The organism is Desulfurella amilsii (assembly GCF_002119425.1).
GTDB classification, from domain to species: domain Bacteria; phylum Campylobacterota_A; class Desulfurellia; order Desulfurellales; family Desulfurellaceae; genus Desulfurella; species Desulfurella amilsii.
The window spans coordinates 1,160,950-1,181,554 of the sequence record NZ_MDSU01000018.1; the positions used below are offsets into that span (position 1 = coordinate 1,160,950).

A 20,605-nucleotide genomic window follows, 5' to 3' on the forward strand; every position below is an offset into this window, starting at 1 on the left:
ACTCATTTAAATAGTTTATCGAGTTTTTTCCTCATAATGCTGTTTTTTGGTACCAAACTATCTCTTATGTTTCTAAAAACTCCTCGTGCGCTAGAATAATAGCGTACGCTTATAAAATTTGGTATTGGCTTTGCATACTCGCAGGTTTGGCATAAAATATCGCCTTCTTTTTGCCCCAGCATGATTTTTAAAATATTTAAAAGTTTATCGCCATTTAATATATCTATATAGCGCTGCTCAAAGATATTGCCAATTGTATGTTTTAGGCCAAAATCCATACAACACAAAGCTAGATCACCATTTGGCAGCGCTACTGGTCCCATGTTATGCTTGCATAAGAGTTTTTTATGAGTACTTGCAAGATGATTAGAGCCCATATAGCCTGCCCTTGTTGTGTATTTTTCGTATTTTACCGTGATATTAAGCTTGTCTGCTAATTTTTTTATATTATTTTTGTTTTCTATTGTAAGATTAGTGTCCAGACAGCCAAAAATTAAATTGCACTTAGGCTTTAGAAATAATAGCTGCTCTATATTACCCCAAGCTTCGCTGTCGCTTAGACCTTTTCTGTTATTTGCGTTTGGGGGCTGGATGCTTATATGGCATTTTATGGGCAAATCTTTAATTTTTTCGAATCCTTCTTTTGAAAAATTTTTTAGCGTTGTGATTAATTCTACGTGAAAGTTTTTTTTGTACGCTTCAATGATAAACTCATATATTTGGCTATTTTCTAAAGGCTCGCTAAAACCACTAAACTTTATTTCTTTAATCGAAGAGCCTTCAATGTTATTTAGGGCTTTTTTAAAGTTTTCTAATGTAAAGCGCTTAATATCTGATTTGTAATTTTTTACAAATATACTCTGTGGACAAAAACTACAGCCTACGCCACAGCCTACCTGCATTGTAAATTCTATACTTTTAAAGTAAGACTCAGGCAATTGTAAACTTTCTATCGACAACTTTCACTCTCCCACAACTAATCAAATCTTACACTAAGTATTTAAAAATGTAAATCTTCATTTAAGCTTTTAAAAGACTTTTGTACATATACAAATATTTTTGGGACATTGTTTTGTAGCTAAAGTCTTTTGCAAACTCATAGGCTTGGCTAACTAGTTTTCTTGAAAGTTCTTTATCTGAAAGCATTTTTTCTATTGCAAGAGCAAGACTTTTTGCATCTTTTGTTGGTACAATTAAACCTCTTTGGTTGTTGCCAATAAGCTCCACAATACCACCTGCATCTGTAGTGACAGTTGGTACTTTAAACATAAAAGCCTGCAGTATACTTGAGCATATGCCTTCGTTTTGAGATGAAATTGCAAACAAATCAAATGCAGCTAAGTAGTTTTGTATGTCTTGCTTAAAGCCTAAAAATACTACATTATCAACACCTTTTTGTTTTGCGTAATTTTCTAATTCGTCTTTTAGCTCCCCTTCACCCAATATTAAAAAAGTATATCTCTTATCAAGCAGGCTCGCTGCATCAATTAAGTTTTTGTGGTCTTTTTGTTCGGTAAGCGCCCCTATATTGCCAATTATCGGATATCCATACTGTTTTTTAATACTTTCTACTTTTTGAGGATCAACTTGGTTAAGCAGACTAAAGTCTACAGAGCTATAGATAACTTCTGAGTTTATTCGATAATTTGCATACAGAACCTGTTTAACTGCATTACAAACACTCACAACTTTATCAGTTAGCATGTATTTTATTTTTGAAGCCTTTTTTTGCTTGTAATCTACCCTTCTTGTGTAAACAAGCGGCTTTTTTGTGAGCAGTTTCAAGATAACACCCAAAGTGTGGGCTTTTGATGCATGAGCGTGCAGAACATCACACTTTCTAGCTGTGCTTTGGAGTTTGTAAAAGTTTTTTGAATCTATAGCCCCAAAGCCCAATGCTTGCGCTTTTTTGTATAGCTCATCGCTGCAAGCTATGATAGAGTCTACACCAAGCTCTCTTAAGCCAAGCGCAAGGTATATTAACTGCTGCTCACCACCACGAAAACCTTTTTGTGTATCTAAGTGAAGAATTTTCATTTTAGCTAGGATAAGACTTTGCGTGCACTTTGTCAAGCCTGCCGTTATAAATTTTGCTTGCAAATTAAGTAATTATTAATTAAAATAAACTTTGTAGGTTTTATTACAAAGGGGGTTTTGATGTTTTTTTATAAAAATAATGAGCTTTATGTAGAAGATGTAAAAGTTTCAGATATTGCATTAGAGTATAAAACACCGATTTATATTTACAGCAAGAATCACTTTGAAAATCAATATAAAAAACTCGATCAAAAAATCACACGAAAGCATTTAATCTGCTTTGCACTAAAAGCAAACAGCAATTTAGCTGTTATAAATACATTTGCAAAGCTTGGCGCAGGCGCTGATGTAGTATCTGCTGGTGAGATTTTTAGAGCAAAAAAAGCTGGTATTGATACAACAAAAATTGTATTTAGCGGCGTTGGAAAAACGCAAGAAGAAATAAAATACGCAATTGAAAATAATATACTGATGTTTAATGTTGAGTCTTTTGAAGAATTAGAAGAAATCGAGAATGTAGCGTCAAGTTTGGGAAAAATTGCACAAATTTCTTTCAGGGTAAACCCCAATGTTGACCCAAAAACCCACCCTTACATATCAACGGGCTTAAAGAAAAATAAGTTTGGTATATCTTACACACAAATTATAGATGCTTACAAACTAGCAAATCAAATGAAACATGTGCGAATAAAAGGCATTCAATTTCACATTGGCAGTCAGCTAACCGATGTATCTCCATTTTTTGAAGCACAGCTAAAAGTAGCAAACATTATGAAAGAGTTACTTTCTTTGGGTATAAAATTGGATATTATAGATATAGGCGGTGGATTAGGTGTGGTGTACGAAAACGAGCAGGAACCAGATTTAGATCAGTATTCAAATTTTATCAATCAGGCGTTTAAGGATTTTCCAGATAGTCTGATCGTTTTAGAACCAGGCAGGTTTTTGGTGGCAAATGGTGGTATTTTTGTAACAAAAGTATTGTATAGAAAGCAGAACGAAGGTAAAAACTTCTATATTGTAGATGGGGCTATGAATGACCTTATAAGGCCCAGCCTATATGATGCTTATCATAAGATTGAACCTGTAGTGAAAAAAAATGTCGCTAAAGTGCAGGCAGATATTGTAGGCCCAGTTTGCGAAAGTGGCGATTTTTTTGCTAAATCAAGAGAAATCGACAATCTTGAAAGAAACGATTTGGTTAGTATATTTAGCAGTGGAGCATACGGTTTTACTATGGCAAGCAATTATAATTCACGCTGTAGGCCAGCGGAAGTTTTAGTTGACAAAGATACGGTAAAAGTGGTAAGATCAAGAGAAACATTCGAAGATTTAATTAGAGGGGAAGCTATATAATGCGTAAAATCGAATTTTTTAAAATGAACGGATCGGGTAATGATTTTATTTTAATTGATAATAGAGAAAAAATTGTAGAAAATATTGGTTTAAAAATAGAAGACTTTGTTAAAAACATTTGTAAAAGAGGTCTATCGATAGGCGCAGATGGCGTAATTTTAATAGAAAATACAGACGAACCGGGGTGCGATTTTGCCTGGCGTTTTTTTAACAGTGATGGCTCACAAGCTCCAATGTGTGGCAACGGATCAAGGTGTGCTGTAAGGTTTGCTTATCTAAAAGGCATAATAAGCGATACAAAGACTACATTTTTGACAGGCGCTGGCAAGATATACGGTGAAATTGTTGGTATAAATACTGTAAAAGTCCAGCTTACCAAGCCTACAGATTACAAAACTATTAATTTAGATAACCAAACTATGTATTTTATCAATACTGGTGTGCCGCATCTTGTAATATTTGTTGATGATTTAGGGAGCGTTGATGTAGCAGGGCTTGGTGCTAAATACCGCTACCACGATGTTTTTGCCCCAGCTGGGGCGAATGTTGATTTTGTAAATGTTTTAGACAACAATACAATTGCCATTCGCACATATGAGCGTGGTGTAGAAGCAGAAACACTAGCTTGCGGCACAGGCGCAACCGCATCAGGTTTAATTAGTGGTCTTGTAAGGGATATACAAACACCCATTGAAGTGCAAACGCGCTCTGGGAAAATGTTAAAGGTATATTTTCAAATTAACAATGCGCAAAGTCATGAACCCATAGATATTGTGTTTTTAGAAGGTGATAGTATGTTGAGTTTTGTAGGTACTATGATTGACGAAGCTTGGGATTATTAAATAAAGGGGGTTGTGTATGTTTGAGCTAAAAGGCGCTATGACGGCTATTGTTACACCGTTTAAGAATGGGAAGTTTGATGACGTATCTTTTAGGAATTTAATTAAAAGACAAATTGAAAATGGTATTGACTGTATAGTACCATGTGGCACAACAGGTGAAGCTGTAACATTAGACTTTAATGAATACGAAAAAGTTGTTGGAACATGTGTTGAAGAGTGCAAAGGGCAAGTAGGTGTGCTTGCTGGCGCTGGCAGTAATAATACAAAGAAAGTGATTGAGATGGCAAAATTAGCCCAAAGTCTGGGTGCTGATGCAATTTTGTCTGTAACGCCTTATTACAACAAACCAACCCAAGAAGGCTTGTACCAGCACTACAAAGCTATAGCAGATGCTGTAGATGTAGGCGTTGTAATTTACAATGTACCGGGTAGAACTTCAGTTAATATACTGCCAGATGCAGTGGCAAGGCTTAGCGAAATTGATAATATTATTGGCATAAAAGAAGCGAGCGGTTCGCTAAACCAGGTATCAGAGATTATTGAGAAAGCAAAAGAAGGTTTTAGCGTTGTAAGTGGTGATGACTTTTTAACACTGCCTATGCTTTCTATAGGCGGACAGGGTATTATTTCTGTTACCTCAAATGTGGCACCTGCAATGATTAGTGAGCAGTACGATGCTTTTGTAGCAGGGGACTTAAAAAAAGCAAAAGCACTCCACCACAAAATGTACCCACTTCACCAGATGATGTTTATAGAAACAAACCCTATACCGGTAAAAACTGCTGTTGCTCTTATGGGCCTTGTAGAAGAAGAATTTAGACTACCTTTGTGTAAAATATCAAACACAAACAAAGAAAAACTAAAAACTATGCTAAAAGAATACGAATTTTTGGGCTAGGAGAAAATAATAATAATGGTTAATTTAATAGTTTGCGGTATATGTGGTAAAATGGGTAGGCGTATTGCAACACTTGTCCTTCAAAGTGGTAAATTTAAACTTGTTGGGGCAACGGAAGGCTTGCCAGATTGTATAGGCAAAGACGTAGGCGTTGTGCTTGGGGGGGCCCCAATAAATATAAAAGTTAGTGAAAAATTATCAGATTGCATAAATGAAGGTGATTGTGTTATAGATTTTACAAACTGTAAATCAACGCTTGAAAATGTAAGATGCGCCTGCGAAAATAAAAAATCCATCGTGGTAGGCACAACCGGCTGTGACAATGATTTTGTTGAACAGATTAAAAAGTTATCGGTTATGTGTCCTATTGTGATGACACCAAATATGAGTTTGGGTGTAAATATCCTGTTTGAAATTGTAAAAGAAACCGCTCGCTACCTAGGCAGCGATTTTGATGTAGAAATTATAGAAATGCACCATAGAGCCAAAAAGGACGCCCCAAGCGGTACCGCTTTAAAATTAGGCCAAAAAGCTGCGGAAGGCTTAGGTATTAATTTTGAGCAAAACGCAAAATTTTCTCGCTTTGGCGAAGCTTTGCGGGCAAAAAACGAAATAGGTATAATGGCACTTAGGGGCGGAGATGTAGTAGGTGAGCACACTGTGATTTTTGCAGGGGATGCAGAACGTATAGAAATTACACACAAAGCCTCTTCGCGTGATGTATTTGCAAAAGGTGCTCTAAAAGCCGCACTGTGGGTGGTTGACAAACTGCCTGGATTTTATGATATGAACGATGTGCTTGGCATAAAATCTAAATGAAAGACCTATTTGATAAACTACACGAGCATTGTGCCCTCTTTGGAATATACAACATAAAAGAGGCGTCAAACTACGTATATTTAGGTTTACACGCGCTTCAGCATAGGGGACAGGAAGGCTGTGGGATAGTTACAAGAGATAAGGATGTTTTTTATAAAAAACGCTCACGTGGTCTTGTATTAGAAGCATTTGATAAGACTGACATTGAAAATTTAAAAGGCGATATAGGCATAGGACACAATAGGTATTCAACAAGCGGTGATTCTTCACTGGTGAACCTACAGCCTTTAACTGCAAGCTTTGATTTGGGTGATATTGCAATTGCTCACAATGGTAATATCGTTAATGCATACAACATAAAACAAAAACTCATAAGCGATGGCGCTATATTTAGCTCAAACAGCGACACAGAAGTTATTATTCATTTAATAGCAAGGCAAAAAGGTTCTTTTGATGAAAGGCTTGTAGGGGCTTTGAGTCAACTAAAAGGCGCTTTTTCGCTTGTTATGCTGTTTAATGATACGTTGTATGCCATTAAAGACCCTTGGGGTTTTAGGCCTCTTGCAATGGGTGAGCTTGGGGATTCGTGCTGTTTTGCAAGCGAAACTTGCGCATTTGACTTAATTGGCGCAAAGTTTATAAGGGAGCTTGAAAGTGGAGAGATTGTAAAAGTAGACAAATACGGCGTAAACTCGTTTAAGCCTTTTAAAAGCGAAAACTCATACAGGTGCGTTTTTGAGCATATATACTTTGCAAGGCCAGATTCTTACCTGTGGGATAACCATGTGTATGAAATAAGAAAAAAAATTGGTCAAAAATTAGCTTTAAAATCTAGCGTGGATGCAGATGTAGTAATAGCTGTGCCAGATTCAGGTATGCCTGCTGCCATAGGTTACGCTCAAGCCTCTGGTTTGCCTTTTGAGATGGGCATTATTAGAAATCACTATGTAGGCAGAACATTTATAGAACCAACAGATTCTATCAGACATTTTGGCGTAAAACTAAAATTAAACCCCTCAAGTGATGTGCTGAATAATAAAAGGGTAGTAGTAGTAGATGATTCTATTGTAAGAGGCACAACAAGCAGACGCATTGTAAAAATGATAAGGAATGCAGGTGCAAAAGAAGTGCACTTGCGTATAGCAAGCCCGCCCGTTACGCATCCATGTTTTTACGGTATTGATACGCCAACCAAATCAGAGCTTATTGCATCAAGCCACACAATTGAAGAAATTACAAAATATGCAACAGCCGATTCAATAGCATACCTTTCGCTTGAAGATTTAAAAGAAATTGTGGGCGAAAGCGGATACTGTTTTGCTTGTTTTAGCGGTAATTACCCTATAAGTTTGAAAGTTTAGGAAGTATTATGAAAATTTTATTCTTACTGTTTGGGTTTGTATTTTTTTTAGACTCATGCGCGAGCCTGCCTAAATCAAATGAGTATGCGCCACAGGTTTCAACAACAGCTACAGGTATTTTTAAATCTCAAACGAAGGTGCGTAATATAGACGGCTTCTTTAGGATATCGCCCACAAACTCCGCTATTGATATTTCAAGCCCTTTAGGCTTTGCATTATATGGGATACACATAAATGGGAATGATTTGTATGTAAAAGACTATATGAGTGGTACCAAATTTACAAATGCCGATTTAGAAAAACTCAACATACCGAAAAAGGACAATATTTTCCTTTATGAAAACAGTTTAATTTATTTTACACAAAATTTTTTTTCCATATGCAGCCAAAATGAAAACAAAAATATACATGTTATAGAGTGTGAAAATATTTCACATTATCAATTACCAAAAGTTGTAGAATTTGTTAACAAGGATGATTTATTGAGGTTGACGATGTATAAGATTAAAGTGGATAGCGAGCCAAACTTGATAAAAAAGTAAAGCTGAAGGTGAAAAAGATCCACTATAGCGCACTTGGCTTTGTAAACACAAATGGATCTCATCTTCCATACGAAGAAAATATTGCCCTTACAAAGCAGGTTGTGGATTATGCGCGCGGGTTTGATGTTAGCGTAGAAGGTGAGCTTGGTGTTTTGGCCGGCATAGAAGAAGAGATTTCTTCAAACAAGCATATCTACACAAACCCAGATGATGTTGAAGATTTTGTTCAAAAAAACAGGTGTTGATTCATTGGCTATAGCAATTGGCACAAGCCATGGTGCCTATAAATTTAAAGTTGAGAAAGGTCAACAGCCACCGTCATTGAGGTTTGACATATTAGAGGAAGTTGAAAAGCGCCTACCTGGTTTTCCTATTGTGCTGCATGGAGCCCCAAGCGTATTGAAAGAGTATGTTGATAGGATTAATGCCTATGGAGGAACATTAGAAGACGCAAGTGGTGTTAGCGAGGATCAACTAAGGAAAGCAGCCAAATCCGCTGTGTGCAAGATCAATATCGATACAGATGGAAGGCTTGTTATGACAGCAAAAATCAGAGAAATTTTTGCAAAAAATCCATCTGAGTTTGACCCAAGAAAGTATTTAGGGCCTGCTAGAGATGAGCTTATTAAAATGTATGAGCGAAAAAACAAAGACGTGCTTGGCAGTGCCTTTAGGAGGTAGTTATGGATACTATAAAGTTTGACACAAGTGTGAATTATGAGAGGTTAATCAGCGATAAAAGTGTAAATTATGCTTTTTCCCAAAATTTATGCAAAGTAAATATCAATAAAATTGTTAATTACGCAAAAGCAATAAAGGCTAAAAATTTTGTTCAAGTAGGCATAGGTGGTTCAGCATTGGCTGCAAGTGCTGCCCTATCTTTTTTGCAAAAAGGCGCTCAAGAAAAAAATTACTTTTGCCTGGATAATATTGATCCTCAAAGGCTAGATACTGTGTTAAAACTAGATCCCAAGCAGACTGTTTTTCATGTTGTTTCAAAATCTGGCACAACAATAGAAACGCTTTCTCAGCTATTTGTAATAAAACAGCATATTAAAAACCCAAATATTGTAATTAGCACAGATGATAGGGATACTTTTTTGCGAGCTTTTAGTGTCAAAAACGATTACGAAATCTTTGATATACCAACAGATGTAGGTGGGAGGTACAGTGCTTTTACAAGCGTTGCGCTTTTGCCTTTGGCTTTTTTTGGCTACGATATAGAATCCTACATTGAAGCAGCAAAGCAGGTGGTGAGAGATACACGCGGTGGTTGGGGTTTTCCTATTGATTTGGCAAACCTTGTTGTATCTACATACGATAGATGCAAGGTGTTTGTAATGTTTGCCTATAAGGACAGATTGTACGAAGTAGCTGATTGGTTTAGACAATTATGGGCTGAAAGTTTAGGCAAAAACGGTGTTGGGCAAACACCTATTAAGACTCTTGGCACGACAGATCAGCACTCTCAGCTTCAGCTTTACCAGGAAGGCATAAAGGATAAGCTAATTGTCTTTTTAGATACAATTTCTAATGTAGATTTTACGATTGCAGAAAGTTTTGAGCCTTTTAACTACCTAAAAGGCAAATCAATTGCTAAAATTATGGAGATTGAAAAACAATCCACAAGGAAAGCCCTTGATGAAGTGCAAGTCCCCACGGCAGAAATTTTTTTGGAAAATATAAATGAGGCTACGTTGGGCGCATTTTTTTGCTCTTTGATGATTACAACGGCCAAGGTTGGTGAATTCTGGAAGATTAACCCATTTGATCAGCCAGGCGTTGAGTTAGGTAAAAAATACACAAAGGAAAGGCTGCAAAATGATTAGTTACTCTACACGTATTTATTACGATGATACAGATGCAGGTGGTGTGGTATACTACGCTAATTACCTTAAACTGTGTGAGCGGGCAAAACAGGAATTTTTTCTAAAAAACGGCATAGATTTGTTTAAACTGCACAATGAAGGCATATTGCTTATGGTTTCAAGCGTTAATGCCTATTACCGAAAGCCCATATACTTAGGTGACTATGTGGATGTAGATGTTGAAATTACACAGATGAAAAACGCTAGCTTAACGCTAAAGTTTCGCTTACTTGTTGGCGATGAAACAAAAAGCGAGGTTGAAATTTTATCTGCATGCATAAAAGACTCAAAACCAGCAAAACTACCGCACAGCATCAGGGCTTTATATGCACAGTAAACTTGGAAAATCTGATGTTTGTATTATAACAGGCACAGGTATAAAAATTGACTTAAAGTCATTTGTAAAAACTAAACAGTTGGATTACAGCGAGTTTGACTTGCCAAAGCCCACAACTGCCTCGCACAAAGGCTATTTTGAGGTATTTGAAGGCCAAAATTCTCGCATTATCATAGCCAATGGGCGCTTTCACTACTATGAAGGCTTAAACCCTAAAGAGCTAAGAGCCCTGCCGCAAGTGCTGTGCGAAACTCATCCTAAGCTTGTTATTTTGACAAATTCTACAGGCGGTCTTAACCCATTTTTTAAAAAAGGTGATTTAATGGTAATAAAAGACCACATAAACCTTACAAATACAAATCCTTTAATCGGTATTGATTCAGATAATAAATTTGTAGACATGGTTGATGCTTACAGCGCCTTTTATATAGAAAAACTAAAAGAAAGCGCACTTAAGCTATCTATCGATTTAAAAGAAGGTGTTTATGTGGGCGTAAGTGGTCCTTCGCTTGAAACACCCGCAGAAACAAGGTTTCTAAGGCTAATCGGCGCAGATTGTGTGGCTATGAGTCTTATAAACGAAACAATAACAGCGAGGTTTTTTGGTGTCAATGTACTTGGCGTTTCTATTATTACAAATGTAAATAAGCCCGACTGTATGGGAAAAATCCCCATTGAAGAAGTAATAGCACAAGGCGGTTTAGCTTCAAAAAAACTATCTATACTGCTTGATGATTTTTTAGTAACCAATGATTTTAATCAAAAACGCACTTAACTTAGACGGTTTTAGAACATCTATACTTATCGAAGGTAACAAAATATTAAAAGTACAAAGTGATGTGGCACAAGAGTTGTCCCCACAGGCTACTATTATCGATGCAAGCAACATGCTCGCAATTAGCGGATTTTTTAATGCACATACGCATGCGGCTATGACTATCTTTAGGGGGTACCAGGATGATCTTGCTCTGCAAGATTGGCTGAATAAAATTTTCAAACTTGAAGCAGCCTATGTGGACGAAACAATGGTTTATTGGTGTTCAAAACTTGCCTGCTTAGAGATGGTTTCTTGTGGCACCACTGGTTTTATGGATATGTACTTTTTTGAAGATCAAGTAGCAAAAAGCGCTTTGGATGTGGGTCTAAGAGTCGTTATCGGAGAGGGCTTGCTATCTTTTCAAACGCCTTTTTGCGCTGATTTTAAAGAAGGCCTCAAAAAAACATTTGACTTAAAAGAAAAATACAAAGACCACCCAAAAGCAAAGGTTAGTTTTGCGCCCCACTCCCTATACACAGTGGAGAAAAACGATTTAGAACTGCTTTCCAATACTATAGACAAAAATGATTTTGTGCAGATACATTTGGCAGAAAATTTGACCGAAGTAAATACAGTTTTATCAAAATTTGGCCAACCCCCCACATTTGTGCTGGAAGAGTTTGGCCTTTTAAATAGCAATACCTACTTAGCTCACTGTGTGCACTTAACAGATGACGAAATTGAGCTTATACAAAAAAGAAACGCACATGTTATTCATAATCCTCAAAGTAACATGAAGCTTTCAAGCGGTATAAGCAGTGTGTGCAAAATGATTCAAAAGGGCGTTGATGTTTGTTTGGGCACAGATGGCTGCGCAAGCAACAATAACCTTGATATGATAGAAGAGCTAAGAAGTGCCGCGCTACTTCAAAAACTATTTAACCCTTCTTATATGAACGCAAAACTTGCAGTTAGAATTGCGCAGAATTTTGGCGGTTTCTTTGATGTGGCTTTAAGCGAAGGAAAGCTTGCCGATGTGGTTTTAATTGATTTAGACGCAATAGAGGCAATCCCTTTATACAACCCCGCCTCTTTTTTAGCCTATGCTGCAAACTCAAAAAGTGTTGATACAGTCATAATTGATGGTAAAATTATCTACAAAAACAAAGAATTTGTAGATGTTGATGTGCAAGAAGTCAAATTTAATGTAAAAAAAATCGCAAAAAAGATCGGAAGCCTGTGATTGTCAAATCTTACGCTAAAATCAATTTAGTCCTTTATGTATTAAACAAAAGACCAGATGGCTATCACGATATAATTTCGATCATTACAAAGGTTGATTTTTTTGATTTGATTGAAATTAAGCCTTCAGGGATTTTATCGGTACTAACAAACAAGCCTGAGTTAAACAACAATTCAAATTTAGCCTTCAGGTCTGCCAAAAAATTTTTTGAAGAATCGCGCATAAAAGATGCGGTAAAAATTGATATACAAAAACACATACCGCTTGAAGCGGGTCTTGGCGGTGGCAGCTCAAATGCAGCATATACACTTTTGGCTCTAAACAAAATGTACGATTATGTTTTGAGTTTTGATAAATTACTTGATATTTCGCTGCAGCTTGGCAGTGATTGTCCTTTTTTTTTGTATGAAAACGCAAATCTTGTGTGTTCTAAGGGAGAGCAGGTTTACCCTCTTGATTTTTTGCTCAAACCGCAGCCGATAATTATTGTGAAGCCAGAGATGGGCGTTAGTACAAAATTAGCCTACAGCAATTTAATATTGACAAAACGTAATAATATCAATAAAATGACTCTCGTGGATAGATTGAAAAAAGGCGGACCCCTAGCTATTATGCACAACGACTTAGAAAGCAGCGTATTTAAACTTTACCCTGCGATAGAGTATTTGAAGCGTAAAATTTATGAGATTGCTCAAAATGCCCTGCTTTGTGGAAGTGGCTCAAGCGTTTTTGCTTTTGCAGAAAATTGTGAGAGGCAGCAGATTATCTCGATGCTTGATGATGGCTATTTTTTTAAAACAACAACAATTTTAAATAACGAGGGAAGGGATTTGTATGGACATTACAGAAGTTAAAATCAGCCCTATAAGCGGCGACGAGAAACTCAAAGCATTTGCAACTGTTACATTTGATGATTGTTTTTTGGTTAGAGACCTAAAAATCATTAACGGAAAAAAAGGTTTCTTTGTAGCTATGCCTAGCAGAAAAATGAAAGATGGCACATTTAAAGATATAGCACATCCGCTAAACAATGCCATGAGGCAGCAATTAGAAGCAAAAGTTTTAGAAGAGTACAATAAATCCATAGAAGAGCCAAAATCTTGAAACATAGCTTTGCTTGATTAGTCGTTAAATACTTTGGGGTGTAGCCAAGCGGTAAGGCAGGGGACTTTGGATCCCCGATGCGGAGGTTCAAATCCTCCCACCCCAGCCAATTAGTGTGAAAGTAAAGTTCTTTGAGTAGCAGGGTACGGTTTTTTTTAATAATTTTTATACTTTATTAGAGATATAAACTGTAAGTTTGTTAAAAAAGTGTACTCTCTTGGTTTTTAGTGTAGTTTATTTTTGCTGTTTCTTTGGTTTCCTTTAAGTACTATCATAAAAAAACTTATACAAAGCCTTGTTAGAGTATATCTACTTGTGTTTGCTAGCGCCTTTATAATGCGGTAAAAAATTTAGAAAATTAAAGCCCAAACAATTGCAAAATGCAAGGTTTTGTATTAAGATAAACACATCATGAAAACAGCTTTAGTTCACGATTGGTTACCTATTTTGGGTGGTGCAGAAAAAGTATTGGAAAGTATTTACGAGCTTTATCCATCACCTATTTATACATTACTCAAAAATAGTAAGGTACTTAAGGGTTCTGTGTTTGAAGATGCGACCATACACACATCACTGGTACAAAACCTGCCATTTGCTAAAACTAAATATAGAAGCTATCTGCCGTTTTTTCCATTTGCTGTTGAGCAGTTTGATTTGTCAGACTATGATCTTATTATCTCTTCAAGCTATGCTGTAGCAAAAGGGGTTCTAATCCGGCCAAACCAAACGCACATTTGCTACTGCCACAGCCCCATTAGATACGCATGGGATATGTACTTTGAGTATTTAAAAGATGCTAAACTCGAAAAAGGTTTTAAAGCACTTATTGCAAAAATCGTGTTACACTATATTAGAATGTGGGATTATGCAAGCGCACAAAGGGTAGACTACTTTGTAGCAAATTCAATTAATGTAGCAAATAGAATAAAAAAATTTTACGGTAAAAGTGCTAGCGTGATATACCCGCCAGTTGATGTAGATAAGTTTGATTTGTGTGAACAAAAAGAAGATTTCTACTTAACTGCATCTCGCCTTGTGCCGTACAAAAAAATTGATTTAATTGTGGAAGCATTCTCAAATATGCCCAATAAAAAACTTATCGTATGCGGAGATGGACCACAAATGCAACTTATAAAGAAAAAAGCTGCAAAAAATATAGAAATAATCGGTTTTGCTTCATTTGATAAACTAAAGCTTTACATGCAAAAAGCTAAAGCATTTGTTTTTGCTGCAAAGGAAGACTTTGGTATTGTACCAGTAGAGGCTATGAGTTGTGGAACACCCGTTATTGCATATAAAGCCGGAGGATCGCTTGAAACGGTAGTGGAAAATGTTACCGGCATTTTTTTTGAAAAACAAAACATAAAGAGTATCGTTGAAGCGGTAGATCTTTTTGAAGACAAAAAAGACATCTTTGACCCAAAAACAATAAGAAACCATGCTTTGCAATTTAGCAAGCAGCGCTTTAAAGAACAATTTAGAGCTTTTGTAGAAGAAAAGGTTTTAATAAGCCAATGAAAAACACTGATGTAGTAAAAAAACCACTTTCTATACTGCTCTTAATCATAGGAGATTTTGCTGCTTTTTGCGTATCTTTTGCTTTAGCTTTCTTTACAAGAAAATACATTGGCCATATTATTCTCTTGCCAAAATTTATCGTTTATGGTTATTTGTCAAAGCTCTTTTGGCTACCTTTGGTTTATTTTTTCTTTTTTTCGATAGAGGGTTTATATACAAAAAAAATACATTTCTGGTATGAACTAAAAATACTTATAAAAGCTGTATTTATTTCCTTTATTGTGTGCTTATCTATTGTTAGTATTGGAAAACTGACAGATTTTATTTCAAGGTTATTTTTGTTCTTTTTGCTTTTTTATAGTTTGATCGTTTTTCCAATATTTAGGATTGCCCTAAAAAATATACTATTTTTTCTTGGCTTATGGAAAGAAAGAACTCTCATAATAGGTATAAGCCCAACGAGCATTAAGTTTGCTCAAAGTTTTAATAACAACAAGTATCTGGGTTTAGATATTGTAGGTTTTGCTGGTCAAACAAAAGAACATATTGAAGGGTTTAAAACAATTCCTCTCTCGCACGCAAAAAAAATAACCACAGCACTTAATATTAATACGATTATAATAGATGAAAACGCACTAAACGAAGAAGAATCATCCAAAATTTCGCAAGAATTGGGCTTTTTTGTAAACCGCGTTATATTTATTCCTAAAAAACATTTAATTTTTCTTTTTAATAGCGAAGTAAACTACCTTTTTGTAGAAAAGATTTTTATTTTAAGCGTAAAAAACAATCTAAAATCTCTGACAAATAGAATGCTAAAAAGGATATTTGATTTATTTGTAAGTATAGTTTTATTGCCTTTTTTGGTAATTGTAATGTTTATTATTGCTGTTATCATAAAACTTGATTCAAAAGGAAGCATTTTTTATGTTAGCAAAAGACTTGGCCAAAATGGTAAACTGTTTAATTTTTTGAAATTTCGCACTATGTATGAGGATAATGATAAACTTTTAAAAGATTATCTGTCTCAAAATGAAAAAGCACGGTTAGAATGGGAGCGCTACAAGAAACTCAAAGATTTTGACCCTAGAGTGACCAGGTTTGGGCGTTTTTTGCGCAAAACTTCTCTAGATGAGCTGCCTCAAATTATAAATGTGTTGTTTGGTCAAATGAGCCTTGTAGGTCCAAGGCCTTATTTGGAGTCAGAGCTAGATAGAATCAACGATTCAATTGGGACTATTGTGCTAACAAAACCAGGCATCACGGGACTATGGCAGGTATCTGGCAGAAACGAGCTTGACTTCCAAACACGCGTGGACCTTGATTGCTTTTATGTAACAAATTGGTCTTTGTGGTTTGATATAATAATTCTTTTAAAAACAATTTATGCGGTATTAAAACAAAAAGGAGCATACTGATGAGTATCGATTCAAAAAAACTATCTTATCAATTGCTATACATTAGCGCCTTGATGTTTGCTGTTTTTGTTGCTACATCCATTGCTGCAGATAGCTTAGCTATTAGTGTCGGGCTTATTGGTTTAATAATGATGATCGCTAGCAGGCAGTTTAGATTTAAACGAAGTGATATGCCACCCGCTTTGTTTTCTGCTACTTATTTTTGGTCGAGTATATTTTCGCTTAACCCACTGAACAGCTTAATGAACTTTCACTATATTTGGCATTTTGCTCCATACTGGATTGTCTCGCGCATAAAAGACAATTACCAGACAATTATTAAAGTGCTTGCTGTTTTTGTTATTGTTAGTGCCTTTGGTGTATATTTTAACGCATTTTTTTGTCTAAAACCCGCAAATATTTTCAGCACAAGTTTATCGCACTTGCATCTTTCATACCCCAGCAAAGCGTGCGCACCAGAAGGGTTTTCTGGCTTTCCATCCTACATTGGCGCAATTATGCTAATCTCGACATTTTTCTTTGGGGCACTGGGTTTTTTTGCCAAAAAGAAACTTTACATAATAACATCCATTTTTGCTTTGATTGCTGTAGTTTTGACGCAAGAGCGACAGGACTGGTTGGGTCTGCTTGTTGGTGTTTTATTTGTACCATTTTTTGTTAGAAGCAAAAAAATATGGTTAATTTACCTTATTGGTGTAATATTAGCGGTTGGACTTAGCCAAACAAGTTTTGTAGAAAATCGACTGCGATATACGCTGCATTTTACAAAAGATCCAGATATCGTAATTCGTTTTGCAATGATCAAAGCTTCGTTTGATATATTTAACCACTCAAGCATAACAAGAAAACTCACCGGCTATGGGCCCCACTACGCCAGTAAAATTGTTCATGATGATACCGTTGTGTTTTACAAGCAGTTGGCAAATAAGTACCATATAAACCCAAATGCCAATATTGCCACAGTTATTGACAATTATTACATAAACATTTTAATGAGCGCAGGCCTTGTAGGACTTTTGTTTGTTTTAACCGCTTTTTTCATGCTTTTAATAAACAACATAAAAGCCATAAAATATGCTGAAGATGAAAAGAAGAGTATTTTGATCGGTATGAGTTTAGGCCTTATTGCGTTTTATGTAGCAAGTGGTTTTGATAATCTGCTTGGAAGCGCACAGGTGAGCATATTTTTATCGTTTATGCTGGGCATAAATAGCTTTGCGCTAGAAAATTGAGAAAAAGTGGACAGGCTACTTTATTCTACCTTCTAATCCTTTCTCGGCCTTCCCCTTTTTCCCCTACATATATTTAAGTTTGTTTATTATATCAGAAGAATCCCAGATTTTGATAGATTCATTAAGGCCGAGTAAATACATCAGAAAATATACAAAATCAATATACAAAAATGCGCTAAAAAAGAAAGAAGAAACAAGAAAAGATATAAATGCTATTGTGGTTGATTTATTAAAAGCAGTGGAAAATTTAGAGATCGGTCTTGCAGTTAAGTTATTTTTTAGTATTATAAAAAATGACGCAAAAAGCAGTAATTCGCCAATTATCCCGTAGTCTATAAGTATCTGAAAATAAAGATTATCCATATGACCAATGCCGTTTAGTTTAGTGTATGAGCTGCAATGCAGCGAGTATTTATCGCATATGCTTTTAAAGCTTGAGATTTTGTACCGCAGTATCGCTTTATCGGCATTATTCAGGCCAAAGCCAAAAAGTATGGTTTTTAAATCTTGTTTAGGCATAGCTTTGATAGCAGCATCCCACTGAGCAAATCTTAAGAATATACTGGTGCTTTTATTGTATTGTATTGCTTGATTAATTCTTTGTTTTATAAAGCCAACTTGCAAAAAAACCAGAAAGACCAGAACAACTGCGCTATAATAAAATACCAAATGCTTTCTTTTGATTTTTTTTACAAAAAATGGTATCAAGATGACCCCAATTACAAAGCCTAATATTGCCGATCTTTCCTGAATCAAAAACAATGACAAAAAACCAAGTAGAGAGCTTATATAGTAAATAATGCTTTTATAATAAAAACTTAAAGTTATAAATACCAAAGTAAGCATCATCATAATAGATCCAGTGGCTAGAGCATTTGTTGACCACAAACTATTTGCCTGCAATGGGGGAAAATGAAAATATATATGTTTGGCAGACAAAAGATCTGTTATTTTATGTCCAAAAAATGCATTTATAATAATGCATATTGATGTAAAAATTGTTACCAGACCTAAGAGGTTGACAATGGCTTTGTGTTTTTCGCTTAACCTGCTTAACACAAAATAAGGCAAGAATAAACGAATGGGATTTAAATTGGTAAAGCTATTTTTAATATCTATACCAAAGACAGACAAAAGGTTTTGTATAAATAAAAGGCCAATAGGCACATCGTTTCTTTTAAATTTAAAAGTTTTAGATACAACTGCTGTTAATAAACCTACAAACCCTATCGTTAGGGCAATGTTTGTAATAGCTATAGAGGTTGTAAGTCCTATTGTTAATAAAATTGCGCTAACCAAAATAAATTTTCTGCTAAAATAGTCAAGTGATGGAAACTCAAGGTTTTTAAAAAACGAATATTTAATAAAAAAATTTCTTTGCATAAAAACTTCTACTAACTTTTTCTCCAAAATATTATATCATGGAACACTTTATGTCAAATATTAGACATTTAAGCAAAAAATGCGCAAAAATTGCAGCCTTAAGGAGATTTTCTTTGCGCTGTTTATTTAGCTTGACATAGCAATGTAGGCTTTGGTTACGTTTGAGGGGTTTCCTAATTCTACAATCTTGCCTTTTTCTATTAGCATAGCCTGGTCGCAAATTTTTTCAACTAAAGTGGGCTCATGGCTTACTATAATTAGCGTTTTGCCTTTTTGTTGAAACTCTAAAATTTTTTTTGAGCTTTTTTTCTGAAAGGATTGGTCGCCTACGCCCATTATCTCATCTAATATAACTATATCTGGATTTATATTTATAGCTACAGAAAAGGCTAATCTTATATACATACCAGATGAAAATGTACGCAAAGGTTCATCTGCCACATGGGATAGCTCTGCAAAGTCCAAGATTTCATCGTACTTTGGCTCTATCTCTTTTTTAGATAGCCCAAGCATAAGTCCGTTTATGAGTATATTTTCTTTTGCGGTGAGCTCTGGGTGAAAGCCTGCCCCAAGCTCCAAAAGCGGTACAATTTTGCCATCCCTTATAATTGTGCCGCTAGTTGGCGTGATAATACCGCATATTAGCTTTAAAAGCGTGCTTTTGCCAGCACCATTTCTGCCCATTATACCGAATGTTGTGGATTTTTTTATTGAAAACGATATATCATCTAAAACGGTGATTGTTGGCCTTTTTTTTCTTTTAAAACCGCTTTTTATAAAACTTACAAATTTAGTCTTTATAGAAGTAGGGTTATACTCTACTACCTTGAACCGCTTTGTAAGGTGTATCACATCTACAGCATATATACTCATACTAATTCTGGAAACTCCTCTTTGTGAGCTCTAAAGTACAAAAATCCCAAAATATACACAACAATAGCTACAAGCGCAAGCAAAGCCAGATAAAAAGGTTTTGGGAACCAGTTATAGTAAAAAATACTCTGGTAGGATTTCATTAAATACGCAAGCGGGTTTAAAAAAATTAATTTTTGGGCCTTTAGCGGTAATTGCTGCTCAAAATACATAATAGGCATACCAAAAAATAAAAATTGCAGTAAATTCATCACAATATGCTGCATATCCCTGTAATATACCTCCCATGCAGCTACAAAAAAACCTATACCACAAGTAATAAAAAACTGTATAATGACAATTACAGGAAACACAATCAAAGGTAACCCTATAGAAACGCCAAAAATAATTATAAATAAAAGCAACACAGGCAAAGATAAGGCATAGTTTATAAAATTAGACACCACTTTTACTATTATAAGTATCTCAGAGGGCAGCGTGGATTTATTAACAAACGCCCCAGAGCTTACTATAGACATAGTGGCTTCATTTATTGAGCCAGCAAACCAGTTCCACGGTAAAAGTCCCACAAACAAATACACAGGGTAGGCTTTAGCAGATGCCTTAAATATGACGGTAAACACAAATACATATATTAAAAGCAAGAGCAAAGGATTTAAAATAGACCAAAAAAAGCCAAGCGCAGAACCCCTGTATCGAATCTTAAGCTCTTTTAATGCCAAGATCCATATTAAATGCCTATACTGGATAGGTATTTTGAAGCTTTCTTTAATTGATGATAATTTTTGAGTCACGCAAACACCGCTTTAACCATACTAGAAAACCATTATATATAGATTTGATTTATTGTAAATGGTTTTTTAATAATTTATCACTTTGGGATTAAAAAGGGGACAGGCTACTTTATTCTACCTTCTAATCCTTTTTCGGCCTTCGCCTTTATCTGGCATAACCTTAAAAAGTAGCCTGTCCCCTTTTTCCTAAATAGTTATTGAAGCTTTACAAAGGCCGCACTTT

Annotated in this window: 20 protein-coding genes, 1 tRNA gene and 1 pseudogene; 17 read left to right on the forward strand and 5 right to left on the reverse strand. The window is 35.5% G+C overall.

Annotation, left to right across the window (positions count from 1 at the left end; translation table 11 throughout):
* Window positions 1-2: 2 nt before the first annotated feature.
* Complete coding sequence (locus DESAMIL20_RS09575; RefSeq protein ID WP_086034627.1) at window positions 3-959, reverse strand: radical SAM/SPASM domain-containing protein; 957 nt, start codon at window positions 957-959, stop codon at window positions 3-5.
* Between the two features lie 61 nt (window positions 960-1,020).
* Window positions 1,021-2,037, reverse strand: coding sequence for a glycosyltransferase family 4 protein (locus DESAMIL20_RS09580; RefSeq protein WP_143340272.1), 1,017 nt, complete (start codon window positions 2,035-2,037; stop codon window positions 1,021-1,023).
* Window positions 2,038-2,157: 120 nt separating this feature from the next.
* Here DESAMIL20_RS09580 and lysA point away from each other — a divergent pair, with 120 nt between their 5' ends.
* The 17 genes and pseudogenes from lysA to DESAMIL20_RS09665 all read left to right on the forward strand — a co-directional run bounded on the left by lysA (window position 2,158) and on the right by DESAMIL20_RS09665 (window position 17,332).
* Entirely contained in the window at window positions 2,158-3,393 is a 1,236-nt protein-coding gene (gene lysA, locus DESAMIL20_RS09585) for a diaminopimelate decarboxylase (protein ID WP_086034629.1), read from the forward strand.
* Window positions 3,393-4,235, forward strand: coding sequence for a diaminopimelate epimerase (gene dapF / locus DESAMIL20_RS09590; protein WP_086034630.1), 843 nt, complete (start codon window positions 3,393-3,395; stop codon window positions 4,233-4,235). Before lysA ends, dapF begins: the two co-directional genes overlap by 1 nt.
* A 16-nt stretch (window positions 4,236-4,251) precedes the next feature.
* Complete coding sequence (gene dapA / locus DESAMIL20_RS09595) at window positions 4,252-5,133, forward strand: 4-hydroxy-tetrahydrodipicolinate synthase (RefSeq protein WP_086034631.1); 882 nt, start codon at window positions 4,252-4,254, stop codon at window positions 5,131-5,133.
* A 15-nt stretch (window positions 5,134-5,148) separates the two neighbouring features.
* Entirely contained in the window at window positions 5,149-5,952 is an 804-nt protein-coding gene (gene dapB, locus DESAMIL20_RS09600) for a 4-hydroxy-tetrahydrodipicolinate reductase (RefSeq protein WP_086034632.1), read from the forward strand.
* The gene (purF, locus tag DESAMIL20_RS09605; RefSeq protein ID WP_086034633.1) at window positions 5,949-7,313 is read left to right on the forward strand and encodes an amidophosphoribosyltransferase; all 1,365 of its coding nucleotides are present in this window, start codon (window positions 5,949-5,951) and stop codon (window positions 7,311-7,313) included. The genes dapB and purF overlap by 4 nt, the downstream gene beginning before the upstream one ends.
* An 8-nt stretch (window positions 7,314-7,321) precedes the next feature.
* A complete protein-coding gene (locus DESAMIL20_RS09610; protein ID WP_086034634.1) occupies window positions 7,322-7,855 on the forward strand; it encodes a hypothetical protein in 534 nt (177 codons plus the stop codon).
* 101 nt (window positions 7,856-7,956) lie between these two features.
* Window positions 7,957-8,536 (forward strand): annotated as a pseudogene (locus tag DESAMIL20_RS09615) (class II fructose-bisphosphate aldolase).
* A gap of 2 nt (window positions 8,537-8,538) precedes the next feature.
* Window positions 8,539-9,684 (forward strand): hypothetical protein, encoded by a 1,146-nt coding sequence (locus DESAMIL20_RS09620; protein WP_086034635.1) that lies wholly within the window; start codon window positions 8,539-8,541, stop codon window positions 9,682-9,684.
* Complete coding sequence (locus DESAMIL20_RS09625) at window positions 9,677-10,060, forward strand: YbgC/FadM family acyl-CoA thioesterase (protein WP_086034636.1); 384 nt, start codon at window positions 9,677-9,679, stop codon at window positions 10,058-10,060. Before DESAMIL20_RS09620 ends, DESAMIL20_RS09625 begins: the two co-directional genes overlap by 8 nt.
* On the forward strand, window positions 10,050-10,835 hold the full coding sequence (locus tag DESAMIL20_RS09630) for a purine-nucleoside phosphorylase (RefSeq protein WP_086034637.1): 786 nt from the start codon (window positions 10,050-10,052) through the stop codon (window positions 10,833-10,835). Before DESAMIL20_RS09625 ends, DESAMIL20_RS09630 begins: the two co-directional genes overlap by 11 nt.
* A complete protein-coding gene (locus tag DESAMIL20_RS09635) occupies window positions 10,810-12,060 on the forward strand; it encodes an amidohydrolase (RefSeq protein WP_086034638.1) in 1,251 nt (416 codons plus the stop codon). The genes DESAMIL20_RS09630 and DESAMIL20_RS09635 overlap by 26 nt, the downstream gene beginning before the upstream one ends.
* Window positions 12,057-12,914 carry a 4-(cytidine 5'-diphospho)-2-C-methyl-D-erythritol kinase gene (gene ispE, locus DESAMIL20_RS09640; protein ID WP_086034639.1) on the forward strand — a complete coding sequence of 286 codons (858 nt, stop codon included), beginning with the start codon at window positions 12,057-12,059 and terminating at the stop codon, window positions 12,912-12,914. Before DESAMIL20_RS09635 ends, ispE begins: the two co-directional genes overlap by 4 nt.
* Window positions 12,895-13,164, forward strand: a complete 270-nt coding sequence (spoVG, locus tag DESAMIL20_RS09645; RefSeq protein WP_086034640.1) for a septation regulator SpoVG — start codon at window positions 12,895-12,897, stop codon at window positions 13,162-13,164. Before ispE ends, spoVG begins: the two co-directional genes overlap by 20 nt.
* A gap of 34 nt (window positions 13,165-13,198) precedes the next feature.
* A tRNA-Gln gene (locus tag DESAMIL20_RS09650) sits at window positions 13,199-13,273 on the forward strand.
* A gap of 302 nt (window positions 13,274-13,575) precedes the next feature.
* A complete protein-coding gene (locus DESAMIL20_RS09655) occupies window positions 13,576-14,682 on the forward strand; it encodes a glycosyltransferase family 4 protein (RefSeq protein ID WP_086034641.1) in 1,107 nt (368 codons plus the stop codon).
* Window positions 14,679-16,100 (forward strand): undecaprenyl-phosphate galactose phosphotransferase WbaP, encoded by a 1,422-nt coding sequence (gene wbaP, locus DESAMIL20_RS09660; RefSeq protein WP_086034642.1) that lies wholly within the window; start codon window positions 14,679-14,681, stop codon window positions 16,098-16,100. Before DESAMIL20_RS09655 ends, wbaP begins: the two co-directional genes overlap by 4 nt.
* On the forward strand, window positions 16,100-17,332 hold the full coding sequence (locus tag DESAMIL20_RS09665; protein WP_086034643.1) for an O-antigen ligase family protein: 1,233 nt from the start codon (window positions 16,100-16,102) through the stop codon (window positions 17,330-17,332). The genes wbaP and DESAMIL20_RS09665 overlap by 1 nt, the downstream gene beginning before the upstream one ends.
* A gap of 63 nt (window positions 17,333-17,395) precedes the next feature.
* Here DESAMIL20_RS09665 and DESAMIL20_RS09670 read toward each other — a convergent pair whose 3' ends face one another.
* The 3 genes from DESAMIL20_RS09670 to DESAMIL20_RS09680 form a co-directional block, all read right to left on the reverse strand.
* Entirely contained in the window at window positions 17,396-18,742 is a 1,347-nt protein-coding gene (locus DESAMIL20_RS09670) for an O-antigen ligase family protein (protein WP_143340273.1), read from the reverse strand.
* A gap of 99 nt (window positions 18,743-18,841) precedes the next feature.
* Window positions 18,842-19,588: an ABC transporter ATP-binding protein gene (locus DESAMIL20_RS09675; protein WP_086034645.1), complete on the reverse strand. Its 747-nt coding sequence runs from the start codon at window positions 19,586-19,588 to the stop codon at window positions 18,842-18,844.
* Window positions 19,585-20,382, reverse strand: a complete 798-nt coding sequence (locus DESAMIL20_RS09680) for an ABC transporter permease (protein WP_086034646.1) — start codon at window positions 20,380-20,382, stop codon at window positions 19,585-19,587. Before DESAMIL20_RS09680 ends, DESAMIL20_RS09675 begins: the two co-directional genes overlap by 4 nt.
* Window positions 20,383-20,605 lie beyond the last annotated feature (223 nt).